The organism is Sorangium sp. So ce836 (assembly GCF_028553905.1).
GTDB lineage: Bacteria > Myxococcota_A > Polyangia > Polyangiales > Polyangiaceae > Sorangium > Sorangium cellulosum_D.
Window position 1 is genome coordinate 6432445 of the sequence record NZ_CP102233.1, and the last position, 19375, is coordinate 6451819.

Sequence of the window (19375 nt, forward strand, 5' to 3'; positions counted from 1 at the left end):
GGCTACCTGGGCGCGAGCGGGCCCACGAGCGCGGCGACGCGCTTCGACAGCGGCGGCTGGTTGTCGCTGCGCCTCGAGAGCGGGATGCCCTCGGGCGACAGGCGCAGGCACGGCTCCGCGACGAACATGGCGAACGAGACGTACTCGCGCAGCCACTGCGAGAGCATCGCCTCGGCCTGCTCGGCGCCGGCGATGAGCGTCGCGTTCTCGAGCAGCCTCGCGGGCTCGAGCGTCCCGTCCGGCGCGGGCCCCGCGCCGCGGAAGAGGGCGTCGTAGATGCCCGCGCCCGCGACGAACGCGGCGAGCTGCCAGCGCACCTCGTCGCCCCGCTGGGCCCCGTCGACGGCGGAGAGGATCGACGCGATCGCCTCGTTGAAGAGCGCGATGCCGGCGGCGGCGCCCGTCGGCCCCGGCGCGCGCACCACGACCCGCCCGGACTGCGCCAGCTGGAAGAGCGCACGCGTGGTCTCGAACTCCCCCTGCCCGAGCGCGCGCGCCACCTCCGCCACCGATCGCTGCCCGTCGACGGCGTCGTACACCGCGCGGAGCTCCTCCGGCGGCGGGCCGCGATCCGGCACGCGCGCGGGCACGTGCTGATCCGACGGGATCCGCTCGCGGAAATAGCGCAGCTCGTCCATGCGGCGCACCGCCTCGAGGAGCAGCGCGTGGACCGGGAGGCTGTGGCGCGTCGGGATCTGCTCCTCCTCGAAGCCCGCGAGGAAGTAGAACATCCCCTCGCCCGCGAGGAGCACCCGGTAAGCGATCTCCTCCGCCTGCGCGCTGAGCAGCTGATAAAGCCGCTCGCGCGGCACGAAGCCGAGCTTCACCGCCGTCTCGCCGAAGCGCACGTCCGGCGCCGCGGCGGCGAGCGTCGCGTCGACCTGCGGCCGCGAGAGCGCGCCGTAGCGGTAGAGCACCTCGCCGATGCGCTCGCCCGGGGCGCTCGAGCGCGCGGCGATGGCGTGGCCCGGCTCGAAGAACAGCGACCGGCTCTCCGCGCCGTCGATCACGACGAGCTCGCCGGACCACCCCGCCTGCCCGATGAGCGAGACGACGTCGCAGAGCGCGCCCGGCCCCATGATCTGCCCGGCGAGCCGGAGCGGCGCGGCCGCCGGCGCGTCGGCCGGCGCCTCCTTCGGCGCGTCGGCCGGCGCCTCCTTCCCCACGTGGCGCATCACGACGAGGTGGCCGGGCGCGGGCAGCAGCTGGAACACCCCCTGCCGCGCGCGCAGGTGCTTGCTGGCGTCGAGGTCGACGGGGTGAGCCGTGCCAGTCGCGTCGATGCGCACGAGCGAGCGGTGCTCTTCGGTCATCGCCGCGATCTCTAACCCAGCGCGGAGAGCGCGGCCACGGCCGGCCTCGCTCGCGCCGCGCCGCCACCCGGGCGCCGCGCGCGGCGTGCTACCGTCCCGCCGTGACGCCTCCCCCGGATCACGACGGCGGCGCGCCCGGCGATCGGAGCGCCCGCGACGACACCCCGGCCACCGCGGACGAGCTCGACGCGCGCCTCGCGGCGGCCCGCTACATCGCCGATCCGGCGACCTCGCTCGCGCTGTGGCTCGCCCTCCGGATGGAACGGCCGCTCCTGCTCGAAGGGCCGGCCGGCGTCGGCAAGACCGAGCTCGCCCGCGCCGCGGCCGAGGCGCTCGGTCGCGGGCTCATCCGGCTCCAGTGCTACGAGGGCCTCGACGAGGCGAAGGCGCTGTACGAGTGGGACTACGCGAAGCAGATGCTCTACACGCAGCTCCTGCGCGACGCGGTCGCGAAGGAGATCGCCGGCGCGGCGAGCCTCGCCGCCGCCGCGCGCGCGATCGCGGGGAGCGAGGCGTCGTTCTTCAGCGAGCACTTCCTGATCGCGCGCCCGCTCCTCGCGGCGCTGCGCAGCGCCGCCCCCGTCGTCCTCCTCATCGACGAGGTCGATCGCGCCGACCCGGAGTTCGAGGCGTTCCTGCTGGAGGTGCTCGCCGACACGCAGGTCACGATCCCCGAGCTCGGCACGATCCGCGCCGCGCATCCGCCGCTCGTCCTGCTCACCACGAACGCGACGCGCGAGATGACCGAAGCGCTGCGCCGCCGTTGCCTGCACGCGTTCCTGGACTACCCGCCGCCGTCGCGCGAGATCGCCATCCTGAGGGTCGCCCTCCCGGGGATCGAGCCCCGCCTCGCCGCGCAGATCGTCGCGTTCGTCTCCGGTCTCAGGGCCATGGATCTGCGGAAATCCCCCGCCATCAGCGAGACGATCGACTGGGCCCGCGCGCTGCTCCTGCTCGGCAAGCGCGCGATCACCCCGGAGCTCGCCCGCGACACGCTCGGCGTCCTCCTCAAGCACCAGGGCGACCGCGCCGACGCCGAGGCGAAGCTCGGCGCCCTCGCGCGGGCCGCCGAGCAAGCGGGCGCGGTCGAGCCGCCTACCTGAGCTCGGCCACCTTCTCGCCGAACAGCTTCTCGAGCCGCCCCAGCATCGCGTCGTTCGGCTCGACGCGGAGATCGCGCCCCAGCGCCAGCACCGCCTCCGCCCCGTCGTCGAGCTGGATCACGAGCTGCACCGGGCACACCCCCGGGCTCGCCCGCAGGAGCGCGCCGAGCCGATCGATGTGCTCGCGCCTGGCGCTGCGCGACTTCAGCGTGATCGCCACGCTCCGCGTCTGCGCGAGGATCGCGTCGGAGAGCGGCTGCACCTCGTCGAGCAGCAGGGTCGGCTCGCGCGGCGCGGACTCGGCCTCCTCGGCGCCCTCGTCCACCATGGGGAAGCTGACCTTGCCCGAGATCAAGACCGGCTCTCCCCGGTTCAGGAGCTCGCCGTAGGCCTCGATCTGCTTCTCGCGCACCTTGACCTCGACCCGGCCGGACGTGTCCTCGAGCACGAAGAACGCGATCTTGCCGCCGCCGCCCTTGAAGATGCGCTCGCGGTAGCCCTCGACCATCCCGCCGACGCGCACCCTGGCCCAGGCATCCAGTCCGGCCAGCGCGCTCACCGCGGTCACGTCGAAGCGGTTCAGATCCACGCCGTACCGATCGAGCGGGTGCCCCGAGACGTAGAAGCCGAGGGACTGCTTCTCCCGCGAGAGCGTCTCCCGCAGATCCCAGTCCTCGACCATCGGGTAGTCGTCCAGCCGCACCTCGTTCTTGGACGCGACGGCCGCGAACAGGCCGATCTGCGCGCTGTTCCGCTCCTTGCTCGCGGAGCGCGAGCGCTCGAGCGCCCTGTCGATGGCCGCGAACGCCCGCGACCGCGAGATGCCCCGCGCCCGGAGGCTCGCGTCGAACGCGCCGCACTGCACGAGCGCCTCGAACACCCCCTTGTTGACCCGCCGCGGATCGACGCGCTCGGCGAAGTCGAAGAGATCCCCGAACGCGCCCCCCGCCTCCCGCGCCTCGAGGACCGCCTCGAGCGCCGACTCGCCGACGCCGCGGATCGCCCCCATCCCGAAGCGGATCTTCGGGTCGTACGGGTCCCTCACCCGCGAGCCGCCGCGCCGGGTGCCGGTCACGCGCTTGCCGTTCGTCACCGGCGTCGCGCTGTAGACGACGGTAAAGTCCGTCTTGGACTCGTTGATCTCGGGCGGCAGGATCTCGACCCCCCACGCGCGCCCCTCCGCGATGATCCGCACGACCTTCTCGATCTTGTCGCGGTCGGCCGTCATCAGGGCGCAAAGGAACTCGACCGGGTAGTGCGCCTTGAGGTAGGCCGTCTGGTAGGTGAGCAACGCGTACGCGGCCGAGTGGCTCTTGTTGAAGCCGTAGCCCGCGAAGTACTCGAGGAGCCCGAAGATGCGCTCGGCGTCCTCCCCCTTCACCCCGTTCTTGAGCGCGCCGTCGACGAACGTCGCCTTCTGCTTCGCCATCTCCTCGGGCTTCTTCTTGCCCATGGCGCGCCGGAGCAGGTCGGCGCCGCCGAGCGTGTAGCCCGCGAGCCGCTGCGCGATCTGCATGACCTGCTCCTGATAGACGATGACGCCGTACGTCGGCCGGAGGAGCTCGTCGACGAGGGGGTGCATCTTCTCGATCGGCTTGCGACCGTGCTTGCAGTCGACGAAGTCCTTCACCATGCCGGTGCCGAGCGGCCCGGGCCGGTAGAGCGCCACGGCGGCGACGATGTCCTCGAAGGCGTCGGGCTTCAGGTCCTTGAAGAGCTGCTGCATGCCGCTCGACTCGAGCTGGAACACCCCGGTGGTCTCGCCCGACTGGAGGAGCGCGTAGGTGGCGGGGTCGTCGATCGGCACCGCGTTCACGTCGAACCGCGCGCCCTCCTTGCCCGCGAGGTCCGGGCGCGCGTTCACGAGCCGCACCGCGATGTCGATGACGGTGAGCGTCTTCAGCCCGAGGAAGTCGAACTTCACGAGCCCGGCCAGCTCGACGTCGTCCTTGTAGTACTGCGTGACGACCTGCTCGCCGTTCTTGAAGCATGGGACGTGATCCCAGAGCGGGCCCTCGCTGATCACGACGCCGGCGGCGTGCATGCCGGCGTGCCGCGTCAGCCCCTCGAGCTTCTGCGCCTGCTTCAGGAGCTCCGCGACCGTGGGGTCGCTCTCCTTGAGCGCCTTGAGCTTCGGCTCGATGTCGAGCGCCTCGGGGATCGTGTACGTGATCCCCGGCCCCTTCTGCGGGATGAGGCTCGCGATCTTCTGCGCCTCGTTGGCGGGGAACGCCATGGCCCGGGCGACGTCCTTGATGACGCTCCGCGCCTTGAGCTCGTGGAACGTCGCGATCTGCCCGACGGAGGGTTTGTCGGCCTCCTTGCTGTACTTCTTCGTGACGTACGAGATGACCTCGTCGCGCCGGTCCATGCAGAAGTCGACGTCGAAGTCGGGCATGCTGATGCGCTCCGGGTTCAGGAAGCGCTCGAACAGCAGGTTGTACGGGAGCGGATCGAGATCGGTGATCTCCATCGCGTAGGCCACGAGCGAGCCGGCGCCCGAGCCGCGGCCCGGCCCGACCGGGATGCCGTGGTCCTTCGCATACTTGATGAAGTCCCAGACGATGAGGAAGTAGCCCGGGAAGTCCATCTGGACGATGACGTTCAGCTCGACGTCGAGGCGCGCCCGGTAGACCGCCTCGTCCACCGTCCGGCCCGATCGCGCGATCTGCGCGAGCCGCTTCGTGAGCCCCTCGTGCGCCACGTGCCGGAAGTAGCTCGCCGGGTCGTCGAACCCGCTCGGCAGCGGGAACCGCGGGAGCATCGGCTTGCCGAGCTTGAGCTTGAGCCCCGCGCACCGCTCGGCGATCTCGAGCGTCGAGCGGACCGCCTGCGGGTGGTCGCGGAAGAGGTGCGCCATCTCGTCGGCGGGCTTGAGGAACATCTCGAAGCTGCCGTGGTGCGCCTCGCTCGCATCGGCGAACGTGCGGTTCGCCGCGATGCACGACAGGTAGAGCTGCCCCTCGCCGTCCTCGCGCGCGCCGAAGTGCGCGTCGTTCGTCGCGACGAGCGGCAACCCCAGATCGCCCGCCGCGCGCGCCAGGATGCCGTTGAGCACCGACTGCTCGACGAGCCCGTGGTCCTGGAGCTCGACGTAGAGGCTCCCCGGCTCGAAGCAGTCCCGGAGCCGGCTGAGCGCCTCGCGCCCCTCGTCCTCGCCCTGCTCGAGGATCCGCTGGGCGACCACGCCGCCCATGCAGCCGGTCAGGCCGATGAGCCCCGCGCTGTGCTGCGCCACCATGTCGAGCCGCACGCTCGGCGCGAGCCCGCTCGCGGGCTCGACGTGCCCCAGCGAGACGATGCGGACGAGGTTCTTGTAGCCCTCCTCGGACGTCGCGAGCAGCACGAGGTGATCGACGGGCGTCTCGTCCACGCCCGAGCGCGACACCTGCCCCGCGGCCGCGCCCCAGCTGCGCGCCACGTTCACCTCGCAGCCGATGATCGCGCCGATGCCCTGGTCCTTGCAGGCCTTGTAGTGCTGAATCGCCCCGAACATGTTCCCGTGATCCGTCAGGGCGACGGCGCGCATACCGAGCGACTTGGCGCGCGCGGCGAGGTCCTTGACGCGGAGGGCGCCGTCGAGGAGCGAGTACTGCGAATGCACGTGGAGGTGGATGAACTCAGCGGTCACAGCGGGCTTCCAGGTGGCTTCTCATCGTCGTGTGAATCGGGAAAGACAGGTAATCAGGGAGAACGAAATCGGGAGGCAATTGGACGACCGACCGTCACGTGCCTGCGAGCTCACATATAGCGCATTGCGCAGCGGGGATCGCCCTTGATGAGGCGCGCGAGCCGGCGCTAGCATGTGCGCCCGTTTGAGAGCACTTGCCTGATTTGGGGTGGGGTTTCCAGAAAGTGAGGTCGATGATGCGCCATTCCCGTATCGCCGTCGCGGTCTATTTGGCGACGGCGCTCCTGTCCGTCGCCGGCTGTGGTTCCGAAGAGGCCGCGCCGCCGCCCGCTGAACAAGACGTCGACCTCGGCCAGCCGCCCGGGCCGGGGCCGGAGCAGGCCGGTGACGGCGAGGGGGTCGCGTTCGCGATCGACCGCCTCTTCCTCGGCGACACGGATCGCGCCGGGAAGAAGGTACCGGGCAGCTGGAAGCAGTACGGCTTCAACATCGACGGCAAGGTGTCCAGCACCATCTCGGAGGACCTCTGCCGGCCGGTCGACGGCGCCGCCCCTTCCGACGTCTATCCGGACGGCGTCGACGGCATCGACAACTCCTTCGGCAACAAGCTCGTCGGCCTCATTGCGACTCTGCTGAGCGACCCATCGACGAGGGTCACCGACGCCATCGCCAACGGCGATTTCACGGTGATCCTGAAGGTCGACGGGCTCGGCGCGCAGTCGTCCTACAACCCGCTCACCGCGAAGCTCTACGGCGGCGCCACGCTGGGCATGGCGCCCGCCTGGGACGGCAGCGACAGGTGGCCCGTCGTCCCGGAGCTGCTCGAGGACGCTCAGAACATCGAGAGTGCCAAGGTCATGTTCCCGGCCAGCTACGTCGTCGACGACACGTGGGTTTCGGGCCCGGAGTCGCAGGTCACCTTCAAGCTGAACCTGACGATCTCGGGGACCACCATCGGCCTCACGATCCGCAACGTGAGGATCGCGATGGACCTCGCGCCCGATCACAAGTCGGTGGTCAACGGCACCATCGCGGGCGTGCTCGAGACGGCAGTCCTCGTCGAGGAGCTGCGCAGCGTCATCGGCGCTGTCCAGCCGACCTTCTGCGATGGCGCGGGGCTGGAGACGACCCTCGACCAGGTCCGTCGCGCCTCGGACATCCTGAAGGACGGCAGCCAGGACCCGGGCCAGGAGTGCAACGCCATCTCCATCGGCATCGGGTTCACGGCGAAGCAGGTCCAGCTGGGCGAGATCGCACCCCCTGCCGAGACGAGCGGCGTGCCGTGCGGGGAAGCGCCCCCGGACCAGGGCTGAGCGCCGCGCGATTCCCATCCAGCAGCGGCGATCCCAGCGGAGCCCTCGTCGAGGGCTCCGCGGGCACCTCCCCCGGGTGCCCCCTCGCCAGAGCTCCCCACAGCCTGCGACGTGCGACCTGCTCAGCCCGCCCGCGCTCTGCGCGAAGATCGTGCTCGCCGTTGAGCCATCGCGCGCCCCGCGAGCGTCTCAAGAATCGACCCCGCCCGTCCAGGGTACGCGCTCAAGCGAGGGAGGCCTTGGTGGCGCGCTCTCTCGGTCCGCCCGCTCGTGGGGGTCCGTGAGGCGCCCTCTTCCTGGTTTCGTTTGTCCCAACTTTTCGCTAGAAGGCGGCATCGCTTCGAGCGTCCACCACGCAAATACCCGATGGCAGTGAAGATTCATGGCGAGCTGCCGTCCCAGGGCGTCAGCCCGGCGGGTTGCCGATGCGAGCTCTGGCTCGTGCCCTCAGAGGAGAACAACGTCCATGCGTAGATACGTCGCTTCCGTTCTGTGCGCCGTGATGATGGTTGGCGCTGCCGCCGCGACGGCCGGTTGCACGGCCAGCGCCTCGTTCAACGCCGGCGGCAAGGAGCCGGCGGCCACGCCCCCGCCCCCGCCGGAGCCGAAGCAGGAGGAGCCGAAGGAGGAGAAGAAGCCCCGCCCGCGCTTCAAGCTCACCTTCAAGCTGAAGGGCAACCAGGTCGAGCTGCCCGGCCCGGTGGTCTTCGAGACGAACAGCGACAAGCTCCTGCCCGAGAGCGACGAGGTCCTCAGCATCGTCGACGACTTCCTGAAGCAGCGGAAGGACGTCACCCTCCTCCGGGTCGAGGGGCACACCGACTCCGACGGCGAGGACGCCGCGAACCAGGTGCTGTCCGAGAAGCGCGCGATGTCGGTCGCTCGCTGGCTCGTCGCGAAGGGCCACGACTGCAAGCGCTTCATCGCCGTCGGCTTCGGCGAGACCAAGCCGATCGCCGACAACAACACGCCCGACGGCAAGGCCCAGAACCGCCGCACCGGGTTCTTCATCGCGGCCGTCGACGGCAAGGCGGTCGACAAGCAGCCCGTGGACGGCGGCGGCAAGGTCGCCGGCGATCCCTGCAAGTGACGGCGCTCCGCCTGGCTGCGCCCCTCCGGGCGCGCCGCGGTCCTCGCGGCGCGTCCGAGCCGCGCCCGGCGGCCTGACCGTTCGACGACGGAGCCCCGCTCGCCGCCGCGCCGCGCCACCCCGCGCGCGCCGGCGGCGGACGTCGTCTTGTTGTCCTTCTTCGCTTGCCTCCCCCATCATCTTCACTATCCGTACTCCTCCACCCCATGCGGCGACGCCACGACAGGCCCCTGGGCCGCCTCCTCTTCACGGCCGTCCTCTCGCTTGGCCTCTTCGGCTGCGACCCCGGGCCGGGCGATGTTCGCGAATGGACGCCGGCCGATCACGATCCGCCGAGCCCCAACGAGGGGCAGGGCGGCAAGGTCGCCGCGCGGCCGGTCGCCTCGAACGAGACCGACCCGGGGCTGATCGAGCTCGCCTGGCAGCGGAACTGCTCCACCTGTCACGGCAGGGCCGGTCGCGGCGATGGCCCGCAAGGTCCGATGGTTCGCGCCCCGGATCTCACCGACACCGCCTGGCAGGAGCGGGTGACCGACGCCCAGATCGCCGAGGTGATCCGGAAGGGCAAGAACAAGATGCCCGCCTTCGATCTGCCGCAGCAGGTGATCGATGGCCTCGTGAAGCGAATCCGCACCAGCAGAGCAAGCGGCTCCGCACCGGCACAGCGCTAGCCCCCGATGAGCTCGACCCCGCAGGAGGACCTCGATGAGGCGCCGGAAGAACGGCCGGCCGCCCCGGACGGTCGTCGCCCCTGGGCCCGTCGGCTCGCGCCGGTGATCCTCGTCGTGGGCGCGCTGTTCGCGGGGAGCGTCCTCTTCGAAAGCATGCCCGAGGAGCGCGAGGTCGAGCTGAGGCTCGACGACGCGGCGACCGTCGTGCGGCTCGACGTGACCTGGACGGAACCTTCCTCGGGTCAGCGCGCGACCGAAGCCGCGCCGGTCGTCGACAGCTCGTGGCGGTTCGCCGAGGGGACGGCGCCGAGGACGGTCCTCACCAAGGTGTCGCTCCCGGACGGCTTCTACCAGGTCGAGATCGCGGTCGACCGGAAGCGCGGGCACGACGTCACGAGCCGGACCGTCACGCTGGGAGACTCCTCCCGGATCACGCTGTTCGTGCGCTGAACAGCGCGCGCCCGGCGCTATCGCGGGCGATCTCGAAGGATTCCTTCCCGGACGCACGCGGCGCGTCGCCGGATCGGCCGCGTTCAGCCCCTGCTTCCGCTCGTCGGGGCGGTGCATGGCAGCGCCCCGGATGCGCCGTCGCGCGGGCTCACGCCGGTCTCGCCGAGACGCGCGACCGGCGGCACGGACCGGCGATGCGCCCCCCTTTCCTCCTCGCGGTCGGTCGACGCACGAGACCGTTGACTCCCGGAAACTGACAAGCCAGGCAGTGCCGTGAGTTGGAAGCGTGTCCTTGAGGCACCACCTCGCGTCCGGCGGGCCGCGTGGAGCCCGTGATGCAAGAGCTTCAGCTTCGGTGGCAAACCGTTGTTTTTGTTCAGTGTTTCGTGTAAGCAGGGGCCGCGGTTCGGATGGGAATGGAATATGAGAACGAATTCCCTTGATGCGTTCACCCCGGAACCGCTACTTCTTGGCCCGCAGCAGCAGGGCGTGGCACCTTATCCTACAACAACTTACACGCTCTGACCGGGACAACCGTGAAGCATCGTGGTGCCCCCCCGGAGGGAGCGACCATGCGACCTGTACAGTGTCGCTGGAGGCGGAGAAGGAGAACCGATGAGGATCACCCCGTGGTATCTGGCTGCGCTTGCCCCGTTCGCCGCCATTGGTTGCAGTGGCGCGTACCTCGGCCACGCCGCGGTCGTGGCGTTGACGATCGGCATCTTCCTCGGGACCCTTTCGCTCGGCCGCACTCCGAGCTCTCGCCCTGCCCCGCCGAACGCCCCTGTCTCCTGATTTTCTCGCCCAGCTGCCGCCCGCTGCACGCCGCCGCGACGCTTTCCCGAGCGCTCGACAGCGCCGGCGCCTACGCTCGGGGGGCGTGAGGTCATGACGCACGACGCCTCCGTCGGCCGGCTCAAGCGGCTCGAAGAGTTCACGCTCATGGACCTGGAGTCCGTGCACCTCATCCTGCGCGGCGAATCGGTCATCGACTGGCGACGGCTCAACCTCCAGAGCGAGCAGGACGCGCGCGATCTCCTGCTCGCGCAGGAGTTCCGCCCCGACGAGCCGGGGGATCGCGCCCACCTCGAGAGCGTCAAGAACGAGGCGATCGCGTACCTGCGCCGCCACTTCGAGTTCCCGATCCCGAGCCCGGTCGCGCGCGCGTCGGTCGAGGAGATCCTGATGCTCGCCTCCGGCAAGGGCCATCGCCAGCTCTGCGCCTGCACGATCCTCAAGGCGATGCACATCATCCATCACCTGGCCGGGCGCGAGCTGCTCTTCTCGATCCCGATGTCGGACCAGGACGTCTTCCACCTCGTCGAGGAGAAGGTGTACCGGGTGATCGGCGGCATGCTCGCGGCGGGCTTCCCCATCACCGAGTTCATCGGCGGGCGGAAGAACAAGGACTCGCTCTACACGAAGCTCCTGTCGAAGACGGACACGACCGCGGCGGCCATCTACGACAAGCTCCGCTTCCGCATCGTCTGCCGCACGGTGGACGATCTGCTGCCCGTCCTCCTCTACCTCTCGGAGCGCCTGTTCCCGTTCAACTACGTCGTGCCCGGCGAGAGCACGAACACGATCCTGCGGTTCCGGAGCTACTGCGAGACGCGGCCGTTCCTCCAGCCGATGCTCGAGGCGCTGCAGACGGACGTCGACGACGGGCTGACGGCGGGCGACAACAGCTTCAGCGATCGGAGCTACCGCGTGATCCACTTCGTCGTCGATCTGCCGGTGCGCCTCCCCGCCGAGATCCTCGACATGGCGCCGCCCGCGGCGTGGGCGCTCGGGCCGATCATCTTCGTCCTCTGCGAGTTCCAGCTGATCGACCGCGAGACCGAGGCGGCGAACGAGGTCGGCGAGGCGAGCCACGCCAGGTACAAGGAGCGGCAGAAGCACGCGGTCATGCGCAGGCTCAAGCTCGGCGTTCGCTCCACCCGCGACCCGGTGAGCGGCGGCCCCAAGCGCGACCGCTGAGCGCGCCGCGCGCCGCAGCGCGGATCGCGCTCCGGATCGACAGGGGCACCGGCGCGCGGTGCGCGGCCGTGCGCTGTTCGCGCGGGGCGCCGTTCGCGCGAGGCGCCGAGCGCGCGGCCCCTTCCACGGATGCGTGACCGCGGCACGTGGCGTGGGATGGAGCTGCCCAGCGGGGAGCTGGCAGAGAGGTCCGCAGGATCTCTGGACCCGGGGTCCCTTGGAGAAGCAGCGCTTGGAGCAGGGAGGCGGACGCCGCTGCGAGGCCGGGAGCAGTCGGGCTGTCGGAGCGGAGGCCGCCGAGCGAGCAGCCTGGGCGGCGACGGGCGGCGCTAGGAGGAGACCGACGGTCCCCTCAGCGACGCCGCCGAACGAGCTCAGATGCGGCTCTTCAGCGCGTCGCGATCGAGCACCACGATCCGGCGGCGATCGATCTCGATCACCCCCTTGCGGCGGAGATCGCCGAGCGTGAGCGTGACGGTCTCGCGCGTGGAGCCGATCATGCTCGCCATCTCCTGATGGGTGAACGGCGCGGAGATGAGCACCCCGCGCGGATCGGGGATGCCCCAGCGCGTCGCGGCCTTGAGCAGGAACTCACAGAGGCGGGCCTCCACGTTGCGGAAGAGCATCGACGCCAGGCGCTCCTCGGTGTCCGTGTGGCGCTCGACCAGCGTGGTCACGATCGCGGCGGCGAAGTTGGCGTCGCTCGCCATCAGGTTGCGCACCGTCGCCAGCGGGACGATGAGCGCCTCGACGTCCTCGGTGGCGATCGCGCTCTCCCGGTGGGCCGTGACGCCGCCGAGCGCGGCCTCGCCGAGCACGTCGCCGGCCCCTCTGTAACCGAGCGACAAGCTGCGCCCGTCGCTCATCCCTCGCACCAGGCGGACCCGGCCGAGGCTGAGCATCGCGAGGGCGGTCGCCGCGTCGCCCTGCGTCACGAGGTGACGCCCTTTCGCGACGCGTTGGATCGTGCCCCCGTCGGCCAGCGCCGCCTGCGTGGCCGGGGATGCCGCATTGCCGATCGCCCCGCGCCGGACGACCCGTCGTTTGCGCGAGTCTAGGTCGAGTCCACCGTCGTTCCCGAGCGCGCCAGGCTGAACCCTGACGCTCCGTGCCATCGCATCCTTACCCATCATCATCGCGGCTGCTCCTGCGGTTTGCGGTGTCGCGGTCCTGCTGTTTCCGGGAGGGCCCCGCCGGCCGGGGGGCTCCGACTTGTGCCGGGACCTCCCACTTGCGTTGACATCCCGGAGACGCGGCCCGTACCTTTCGGTTTGAGCCGGGCACGCCCCGTGAATGAACCCCTGCACGGGGGAGCCAGTTCGACCGCTCCTCCAGCTACGGACGTTGGATGCGCCTCTTTAGCGGCAAAATTACTCCTCTCACAGAAGAAATCGTCCGCGCGCTCGTGGACAATCACGATATCGAGTGCGAGTCGAAAAAAGAGGTCGCGCTCGACATCGAGTCGGTGTTCACGAGCTACCTGCACGCCGAGCGGGAAGCGACCGAGCGGGCGAAAGAGATCCTCCAGGCTCGCGGGCTGCCCCAGGGCGAGTTCAACCGGGTCAAGCGCCTGGCCGCGGAGCAGAAGGGGATCAAGACAGGCGAGGAAACGATGGACTATCTCCTCGACCAGGTGCTCGAGATGCTGATGCACTCGAACAACGTCGAGGAGGTGTTCGTCGAGGATCACGACCTGCGGCGCCGGATACGCCCCATCCTCCGGAAATACCTGGAGATGGACGAGGCGCTCGAGAACGAGGTCCGCGGCAAGCTCCGCCACGTCCAGGAAGGCTCCCGCACCTGGGAGATCGAGTACCAGCGGGTCATGGGCGAGATCCAGCGCCGCAAGGGCCTGCTGTAGCCGGCGGTGACAGGCGGGCGAGCTCGTCGCGGAGCGAGCGAGCCGCCCGTGACGTACGCCGGTTCAGCGAGACCTCACCCGAACCACAGCGCGCCTAGGCACGGGGGCGCCATGTAGGACAATGGTGCACCATATACGACCATTCCCCTCGTGGAACGTTCCGCCTGCCAGATCGGGCTCCGTCGTGGTACCGGAGGACATCATGAGCTGGATTCCCAAGGTCGAGGCGAAGCGGCACTTCTGTCATAAATGCAAGAACGAGCTCATCTTCGAGGTGAAGCTCCAGCGCGCGGACACCTGCCCCCACTGCGGTGTCGACCTCCACTGCTGCAAGAACTGCGAGAACTGGGACCCGGTCGCGCACAACCAGTGCAAAGAGCACATCGCCGAGTACATCCCGGACCGGGAAAGGGCGAACTATTGTACTTTCTTCACGTTCAAGAACGGCGTACCGGAAGATAACTCGAAGCGCATCGCGGATTCGCGCTCCAAGCTCGACAACCTTTTCAAGAAGAAGTAGGCGCCCGCTGGGGGAGCACGCACATGTCCACGCCTCGCTACTTGGTCACCGGCGGTGCCGGGTTCATCGGAAGCAACCTCGTCGCGGCGCTGACCGCGGCCGGGGAGCGGGTCCGCGTCCTCGATAACCTCGCGACGGGCCGGTGGGAGAACCTCGACGGGCTCCCGCACCAGTCGTCGATCGAGCGCATCACCGGAGACATCCGGGACGCGGCGGCGGTCGCGGCGGCGGCGAAGGGGGTCGAGGTCATCCTCCACCAGGCCGCGCTCGGCTCGGTCCCGCGCAGCGTCGAGACGCCCGTCGAGTCGAACGCCGTCAACGTCGGCGGCACGGTCACGGTGCTCGACGTGGCGCGCCGGCAGGGCGTGCGCCGCGTGATCTTCGCCGCGTCCTCCAGCGCGTACGGCGAGACGCCCGTCCTCCCGAAGCACGAGGCCATGGAGCCGATGCCGCTCTCGCCGTACGCCGTCACGAAGCTCGCGTGCGAGCATTACATGAAGGTCTTCGCGGGCATCTACGGCATCGAGACCCTGAGCCTGCGCTACTTCAACGTCTTCGGGCCGAACCAGACGCCGGACGGCGCCTACGCCGCCGCGATCCCGCGGTTCATCGACGCCGCCCTGCAGAACCGGCCGATCCCGATCTACGGCGACGGGGAGCAGACGCGCGACTTCTGCTTCATCGAGAACACCGTCCTCGCGAACCTGCTCGGCGCCACGTCGCCGAAGAAGTTCAAGGGCGAGGTCATCAACATCGCCGGCGGCCGCAGGATCGGGCTGAACGAGCTCTGCAGGGAGATCTCGCGGGTCCTCGGGCGCGACGTCGCGATCGAGCACCTCCCGCCCCGCGCGGGGGACATCCGCCACTCGCTCGCCGACATCTCGCGCGCGGCCGAGCTCATCGGGTACGAGCCCCGCGTGCGCTGGGAGGACGGCATCGCCCCCACGGTCACGTACCTGCGGACGCTCCGCGAGAAGGGCCCCGCGGCCGCGTCGGCCACGGTCACCTGTGGCAAGGTTCCGCTGCCCAAGGCCCAAGCGGCCACGGACACCGGGCACCAGGCGAGCTAGGTAGAGCGGAGCGGCTCGTGCGGAGCATGACCGGCTTCGGGCTCGGTGACGCTTCGCTCACCGAAGGGCGCGTCGTCGCCGAGATCCGCTCGGTGAACCAGCGCTTCCTCGACGTGCGCGCGCGGCTCCCGCGCGAGCTCGTCGATCTGACGATGTTCGCCGAGCAGGTGGTGCGCGAGCGCCTGCGCCGCGGGCGCATCGAGATCATCGTGCGCACCGAGGGGGCGGTGCTGGCCTCGAGCACGCTCGACAAGTCGAAGGCGCGCGCGGCGTTCCGCGCGCTCGCCGAGCTCCGCGACGAGCTCGCGCCGGGCGCCGACGTGCCGCTCTCGCTGCTCTGCGCGGTGCCGGACCTCTTCGCCCCCGCGGGCGGGCACGAGATCGCCGCCGTCCGCGCCGCGCTCAAGCTCGCGATCGAGCGCGCGATCGACGCGATGGAGGGCATGTGCCACCGCGAGGGCGAGGCGCTCGCCAGCGACATGCGCGGCCGCGTGGCGACGCTCCGCGCGCTCGCCTCCGAGGTGGTGGCGCGCGCCGACGACGCGCGCGAGGCGCTCCGGCGGCGCCTGCGCGAGCGCGTCGAGCGCCTGCTCCAGGGGATCGAGACCGGCTTCGAGGCGGCGCGGATCGAGGCGGAGGTGATGCTGCTCGCCGAGCGCAGCGACATCACCGAGGAGGTCACCCGCCTCCGGAGCCACCTCGACCAGTTCGGCGGCGCGCTCGCGGCGCCGGGCGGCGACCCCTGCGGAAGGAGGCTCGACTTCCTGCTCCAGGAGATGGTACGCGAGGCGAACACGCTGGGCTCCAAGGCGCAGGACGCCGCCATCTCCCAACACGTCGTGGCGATGAAGGTGGAGCTCGAACGCCTGCGGGAGCAGGTCCAAAACATCGAGTGACAGGAGAGCATGTCGACCGAAGCACTCAGTGACGACTTCCTCCTCCTCATCGTGTCGTCCCCGTCCGGCGCGGGGAAGACGACGCTCTGCGGGAGGCTGCGCAGCGAGTTCCCCGACCTGCGCTTCTCGGTCTCTCACACGACGCGGCGCCCGCGCCCGAACGAGGTCGACGGGCGCGAGTACCACTTCGTCGACCCGGGCACGTTCGAGCAGATGATCCGCATCGGCGCGTTCGCCGAGTGGGCCCGCGTGCACGATCACCTCTACGGCACCAGCCTGAAGGAGATCGAGATCGCCCGGGCCACGGCGCGCGGCGTCCTGTTCGACATCGATCACCAGGGCGCGAGGCAGATCAAGGCGAGCCTGCCCGAGGCGATCGCCGTGTTCATCCTGCCCCCGTCGCTCGCCGAGCTCGAGCGGCGCCTGCGCGGCCGCGGCACCGAGGACGAGCCGACGACGCTGCGGCGCCTCCGCAACGCGAAGGGGGAGATCGAGCACTACGGCTTCTTCGACTACGTGATCGTGAACGACGAGATCAACCGCGCGTACGAGCAGCTGAGGTCGCTCGTCTTCGCCGAGCGGTGCCGCCGGCAGCGGCGCGCGGCGCTCTGCGAGCGGCTGCTCTCCGAGCGGAGGTTCGAGCGATGAGCGAGAGCGCGACGCGCGACGTGCTCGCCGTCATCGGCGGCAGCGGGCTCTACGAGATGGGGTGGCTGGAGGACGTCGAGGAGGTCTCGGTGTCCACACCGTTCGGCTTGCCGAGCGACGTGGTGCTCCGCGGACAGGTCAAGGGCGGCGACGCGACCGTCCTCTTCCTGCCGCGCCACGGCCGCGGGCACCGCTTCTCCCCGTCGACGATCAACTACCGCGCGAACATCTGCGCGCTGAAGATGCTCGGCGCGACGCACGTGCTCAGCGTGAGCGCCGTGGGCTCCCTGCGCGAGCAGATCGAGCCCGGCGACCTGGTCGTCATCGACCAGTTCCTCGATTTCACGAAGCGCCGGATCTCCACGTTCTTCGACGACGGCGTGGTCGCTCACGTGCCGTTCGCCGATCCGGTGTGCCCGTTCATGGCGAGCGCCGTCTACGAGGCCGCGCGCGCCACCGTCGCGCGCGTCCACCGCGGCGGCACGTACGTCTGCATCGAGGGCCCGCAGTTCTCGACGCGGGCCGAGAGCCACATGTTCCGGTCCCTCGGCGCGGACGTCATCGGCATGACCAACCTGCCCGAGGCCAAGCTCGCGCGCGAGGCGGAGCTCCCCTACGCCACGCTCGCGCTCACGACCGACTTCGACTGCTGGCACGTGACCGAGGAGGCGGTGAGCGTCGAGGCCGTCATCGCCGTGCTGAACCGCAACATCGTGCACGCGCGGAACGTCGCGAAGGCCCTCGCCCACGGCCTCCCGGACGTGTCGCAGAGCCCGGCGCGCCACGCGCTGCGGAGCTCCATCATGACCTCGGCGAGCGCGACCTCGCCCGACGCGCAGGCGCGGCTCGAGTGGCTCATCGGCCCTCGGCAGAAGGCGGACTGAGCGTGCCCTCCGGCGAAGGCTGTCGCCGCGCCCGCCCTGCGGCAGCGGGCCGCGGGCGGGCGCCATCTCGCCCGGCCACGCGGGCGCGGCGACGTCGCCGCTGAAACGAAACGCGCGGCTAGCGGCTGCGCGCAAACCCGAATAAGAGGCTTCTGTGACGACCCCCTCCGCGATCCTCATCATCGGCTCGATGGCCTTCGACGACCTCGAGCTCCCCTCCGGCAACGCCAAGAACGTCGTGGGTGGCTCGGCCACGTACTCGGCGTTCGCTGCCTCGTGCTTCGCTCCGGTGCGCACGGTGGCCGTGGTCGGCGACGACTTCCCCGAGGAGACGCTCGCGGCGATGCGCGCCCGGGGCATCGCCGTCGAGGGCATCGAGCGCGCTCCGGGGAAGACGTTCCGCTGGGCCGGGCGCTATGACGTCGATCTCATCCACCGCACGACGCTCGACACGCAGCTCAACGTGTTCGCGTCGTTCGCGCCGAAGCTGCCGGAGGCGTACCGCGACACGCCCTTCCTCCTGCTCGGCAACATCCACCCTGCGCTCCAGCTCGACGTGCTCGAGCAGGTCCGCTCGCCGCGCTTCGTCCTCGCGGACACGATGAACTTCTGGATCGAGGGGGAGCCGAAGGCGGTCGCGGCGATGCTGCGCCGCATCGACACGCTCGTGGTCAACGACGAGGAGGCGCGCCAGCTCTCGGGCAAGTACAACATCCGCCGCGCCGCGAAGGAGATCCTGTCCCGCGGGCCGCGCCGGCTGATCATCAAGCGCGGCGAGCACGGCGCGCTGCTCTTCGACGAGGAGGGCGTGTTCGCGGCGCCCGGCTTCCCGCTCGAGGACGTCGTCGATCCGACGGGCGCCGGCGACGCCTTCGCAGGCGGGCTCATCGGTTACCTCGCGGGCCAGCCGGAGGTCACGCCGCTCGCGCTCCGGCGCGGCATGCTCCACGCGACGGCGACGGCCTCGTTCTGCGTCGAGGCGGTGGGCACGCAGCGGATCGCGAAGGTGACGCGCGCCGACATCACGGCGCGCCTCACCGAGATCCGGGCGCTCTACGAGTTCGGCGCGAGCACGATGTGAAGCCCGCCCCGGGGCGGGCCGGGGGCGAGGGCCTGCCGTGTGCGGTCGCTGTTCACCTTCCGGCGCATAGCCGTGCTAGATGACCGTCAAAGTGAACATGAACCTCACCACCCGTACACTCGCAGGCATCGCCTTGCTGGCACCCCTCGTCACCGGTTGTGCGGCTCGCACGGCGCCGTTCGACGAGATGGACAAGGCGCAGATCACCGTGCTCCGCCTCCAGGGGCAGGAGCTGGCCCCGACGCCGACGGCGACCACGGCCCCCACCCTCATCCCGGGGATCCCGCCCGAGCTCCAGCAGATGGGGCAGGCGGCGCTCCAGGGGCTGCAGCAGGCGCTCCCCGGCCTCATCCCACCCAACCTCATCCCGGGACAGACCGCGGCCGCGCCGACGCTGCCGGCTCAGCCCCGCTTCAAGAACTTCGTCATCCTCCAGCAGCGCCAGCTCACGACCAGCGACGCCGACGAGGAGCTCAAGGATCAGATCCTCGACGTCTTCGGCGACGAGGACAGCTTCACGGCGGACCGCGGGAACTGCTTCTACCCGGGCCTGGGCATCTCCATCATCCGGCCGAACAACCCCACGCCGGTCGATCTGCTCGTCTCGTTCTCGTGCAACCAGGCGATGGGCGACGGCTTCCGCTGGCCCTACGCGGTCAACGGCTTCTCGGCCGACACCCACCAGAAGCTCAGCGAGATCTACCAGCAGCTGTGGGGACAGGCGGTCCCGCCCGGCGCGTGATCTCCCGACGCGGCGGGGCGCTCCTCCGGACCGCGTTTGTGTAAGCAGCACCACATAACGTGCCTGCCGGGCCCGGATGCTAGACTTGCTCAAGCTTTCCGGGCTCCCTGCATTTCGGTCCG

The 19375-nt window shown here is 70.3% G+C and carries 17 protein-coding genes; 14 read left to right on the plus strand and 3 right to left on the minus strand.

Annotated elements, in window-relative coordinates; translation table 11 throughout:
- Positions 1–2 precede the first annotated feature (2 nt).
- Positions 3–1313, minus strand: a complete 1311-nt coding sequence (locus NQZ70_RS23295; RefSeq protein ID WP_129576161.1) for a DUF4388 domain-containing protein — start codon at positions 1311–1313, stop codon at positions 3–5.
- Between the two features lie 101 nt (positions 1314–1414).
- Here NQZ70_RS23295 and NQZ70_RS23300 point away from each other — a divergent pair, with 101 nt between their 5' ends.
- Entirely contained in the window at positions 1415–2416 is a 1002-nt protein-coding gene (locus tag NQZ70_RS23300; protein ID WP_129576162.1) for a MoxR family ATPase, read from the plus strand.
- Here NQZ70_RS23300 and dnaE read toward each other — a convergent pair.
- Positions 2409–6047 carry a DNA polymerase III subunit alpha gene (gene dnaE / locus NQZ70_RS23305; RefSeq protein ID WP_129576163.1) on the minus strand — a complete coding sequence of 1213 codons (3639 nt, stop codon included), beginning with the start codon at positions 6045–6047 and terminating at the stop codon, positions 2409–2411. The genes NQZ70_RS23300 and dnaE overlap by 8 nt on opposite strands.
- A gap of 233 nt (positions 6048–6280) precedes the next feature.
- Between dnaE and NQZ70_RS23310 the strand changes: the two genes are divergently transcribed.
- The 5 genes from NQZ70_RS23310 to NQZ70_RS23330 all read left to right on the plus strand — a co-directional run bounded on the left by NQZ70_RS23310 (position 6281) and on the right by NQZ70_RS23330 (position 11551).
- Positions 6281–7360, plus strand: coding sequence for a hypothetical protein (locus NQZ70_RS23310; RefSeq protein ID WP_237245540.1), 1080 nt, complete (start codon positions 6281–6283; stop codon positions 7358–7360).
- Between the two features lie 466 nt (positions 7361–7826).
- Complete coding sequence (locus NQZ70_RS23315) at positions 7827–8450, plus strand: OmpA family protein (RefSeq protein WP_237245541.1); 624 nt, start codon at positions 7827–7829, stop codon at positions 8448–8450.
- Positions 8451–8656: 206 nt separating this feature from the next.
- Positions 8657–9121 (plus strand): cytochrome c, encoded by a 465-nt coding sequence (locus NQZ70_RS23320; RefSeq protein ID WP_129576166.1) that lies wholly within the window; start codon positions 8657–8659, stop codon positions 9119–9121.
- A 6-nt stretch (positions 9122–9127) separates the two neighbouring features.
- Positions 9128–9571: a hypothetical protein gene (locus NQZ70_RS23325; RefSeq protein ID WP_129576167.1), complete on the plus strand. Its 444-nt coding sequence runs from the start codon at positions 9128–9130 to the stop codon at positions 9569–9571.
- 888 nt (positions 9572–10459) lie between these two features.
- Entirely contained in the window at positions 10460–11551 is a 1092-nt protein-coding gene (locus tag NQZ70_RS23330; RefSeq protein WP_129576168.1) for a TIGR04552 family protein, read from the plus strand.
- 374 nt (positions 11552–11925) lie between these two features.
- On the opposite strand, the gene NQZ70_RS23335 is transcribed toward NQZ70_RS23330, so the two are convergent.
- Positions 11926–12666, minus strand: a complete 741-nt coding sequence (locus NQZ70_RS23335) for a Crp/Fnr family transcriptional regulator (protein WP_236644713.1) — start codon at positions 12664–12666, stop codon at positions 11926–11928.
- 233 nt (positions 12667–12899) lie between these two features.
- On the opposite strand from NQZ70_RS23335, the gene NQZ70_RS23340 reads away from it, so the two are divergent.
- The 8 genes from NQZ70_RS23340 (at position 12900) to NQZ70_RS23375 (ending at position 19253) form a co-directional block, all read left to right on the plus strand.
- Complete coding sequence (locus NQZ70_RS23340) at positions 12900–13412, plus strand: DUF507 family protein (RefSeq protein WP_129576169.1); 513 nt, start codon at positions 12900–12902, stop codon at positions 13410–13412.
- 202 nt (positions 13413–13614) lie between these two features.
- Positions 13615–13932, plus strand: coding sequence for a hypothetical protein (locus NQZ70_RS23345; protein WP_129576170.1), 318 nt, complete (start codon positions 13615–13617; stop codon positions 13930–13932).
- Positions 13933–13955: 23 nt separating this feature from the next.
- Positions 13956–15002 carry an SDR family oxidoreductase gene (locus NQZ70_RS23350; protein ID WP_129576171.1) on the plus strand — a complete coding sequence of 349 codons (1047 nt, stop codon included), beginning with the start codon at positions 13956–13958 and terminating at the stop codon, positions 15000–15002.
- Between the two features lie 26 nt (positions 15003–15028).
- Positions 15029–15898, plus strand: a complete 870-nt coding sequence (locus NQZ70_RS23355) for a YicC/YloC family endoribonuclease (RefSeq protein ID WP_237245671.1) — start codon at positions 15029–15031, stop codon at positions 15896–15898.
- A 9-nt stretch (positions 15899–15907) separates the two neighbouring features.
- Positions 15908–16546 carry a guanylate kinase gene (gene gmk / locus NQZ70_RS23360; RefSeq protein WP_129576173.1) on the plus strand — a complete coding sequence of 213 codons (639 nt, stop codon included), beginning with the start codon at positions 15908–15910 and terminating at the stop codon, positions 16544–16546.
- The gene (gene mtnP, locus NQZ70_RS23365; protein WP_129576174.1) at positions 16543–17430 is read left to right on the plus strand and encodes an S-methyl-5'-thioadenosine phosphorylase; all 888 of its coding nucleotides are present in this window, start codon (positions 16543–16545) and stop codon (positions 17428–17430) included. The genes gmk and mtnP overlap by 4 nt, the downstream gene beginning before the upstream one ends.
- Positions 17431–17584: 154 nt before the next feature.
- The gene (locus NQZ70_RS23370; RefSeq protein ID WP_129576175.1) at positions 17585–18511 is read left to right on the plus strand and encodes a PfkB family carbohydrate kinase; all 927 of its coding nucleotides are present in this window, start codon (positions 17585–17587) and stop codon (positions 18509–18511) included.
- 79 nt (positions 18512–18590) lie between these two features.
- Positions 18591–19253 carry a hypothetical protein gene (locus NQZ70_RS23375; RefSeq protein WP_237245543.1) on the plus strand — a complete coding sequence of 221 codons (663 nt, stop codon included), beginning with the start codon at positions 18591–18593 and terminating at the stop codon, positions 19251–19253.
- Positions 19254–19375: the final 122 nt, after the last annotated feature.

Coding starts and splice junctions, on each gene's coding strand:
- NQZ70_RS23325 (WP_129576167.1), top strand. CDS start 9,128: ATGAGCTCGACCCCGCAGGAGGACCTCGATGAGGCGCCGGAAGAACGG.
- NQZ70_RS23375 (WP_237245543.1), top strand. CDS start 18,591: ATGACCGTCAAAGTGAACATGAACCTCACCACCCGTACACTCGCAGGC.
- NQZ70_RS23295 (WP_129576161.1), bottom strand. CDS start 1,313: ATGACCGAAGAGCACCGCTCGCTCGTGCGCATCGACGCGACTGGCACG.
- NQZ70_RS23345 (WP_129576170.1), top strand. CDS start 13,615: ATGAGCTGGATTCCCAAGGTCGAGGCGAAGCGGCACTTCTGTCATAAA.
- NQZ70_RS23340 (WP_129576169.1), top strand. CDS start 12,900: ATGCGCCTCTTTAGCGGCAAAATTACTCCTCTCACAGAAGAAATCGTC.
- gmk (WP_129576173.1), top strand. CDS start 15,908: ATGTCGACCGAAGCACTCAGTGACGACTTCCTCCTCCTCATCGTGTCG.
- NQZ70_RS23355 (WP_237245671.1), top strand. CDS start 15,029: ATGACCGGCTTCGGGCTCGGTGACGCTTCGCTCACCGAAGGGCGCGTC.
- NQZ70_RS23330 (WP_129576168.1), top strand. CDS start 10,460: ATGACGCACGACGCCTCCGTCGGCCGGCTCAAGCGGCTCGAAGAGTTC.
- NQZ70_RS23350 (WP_129576171.1), top strand. CDS start 13,956: ATGTCCACGCCTCGCTACTTGGTCACCGGCGGTGCCGGGTTCATCGGA.
- NQZ70_RS23310 (WP_237245540.1), top strand. CDS start 6,281: ATGATGCGCCATTCCCGTATCGCCGTCGCGGTCTATTTGGCGACGGCG.
- NQZ70_RS23320 (WP_129576166.1), top strand. CDS start 8,657: ATGCGGCGACGCCACGACAGGCCCCTGGGCCGCCTCCTCTTCACGGCC.
- NQZ70_RS23335 (WP_236644713.1), bottom strand. CDS start 12,666: ATGGCACGGAGCGTCAGGGTTCAGCCTGGCGCGCTCGGGAACGACGGT.
- NQZ70_RS23315 (WP_237245541.1), top strand. CDS start 7,827: ATGCGTAGATACGTCGCTTCCGTTCTGTGCGCCGTGATGATGGTTGGC.
- mtnP (WP_129576174.1), top strand. CDS start 16,543: ATGAGCGAGAGCGCGACGCGCGACGTGCTCGCCGTCATCGGCGGCAGC.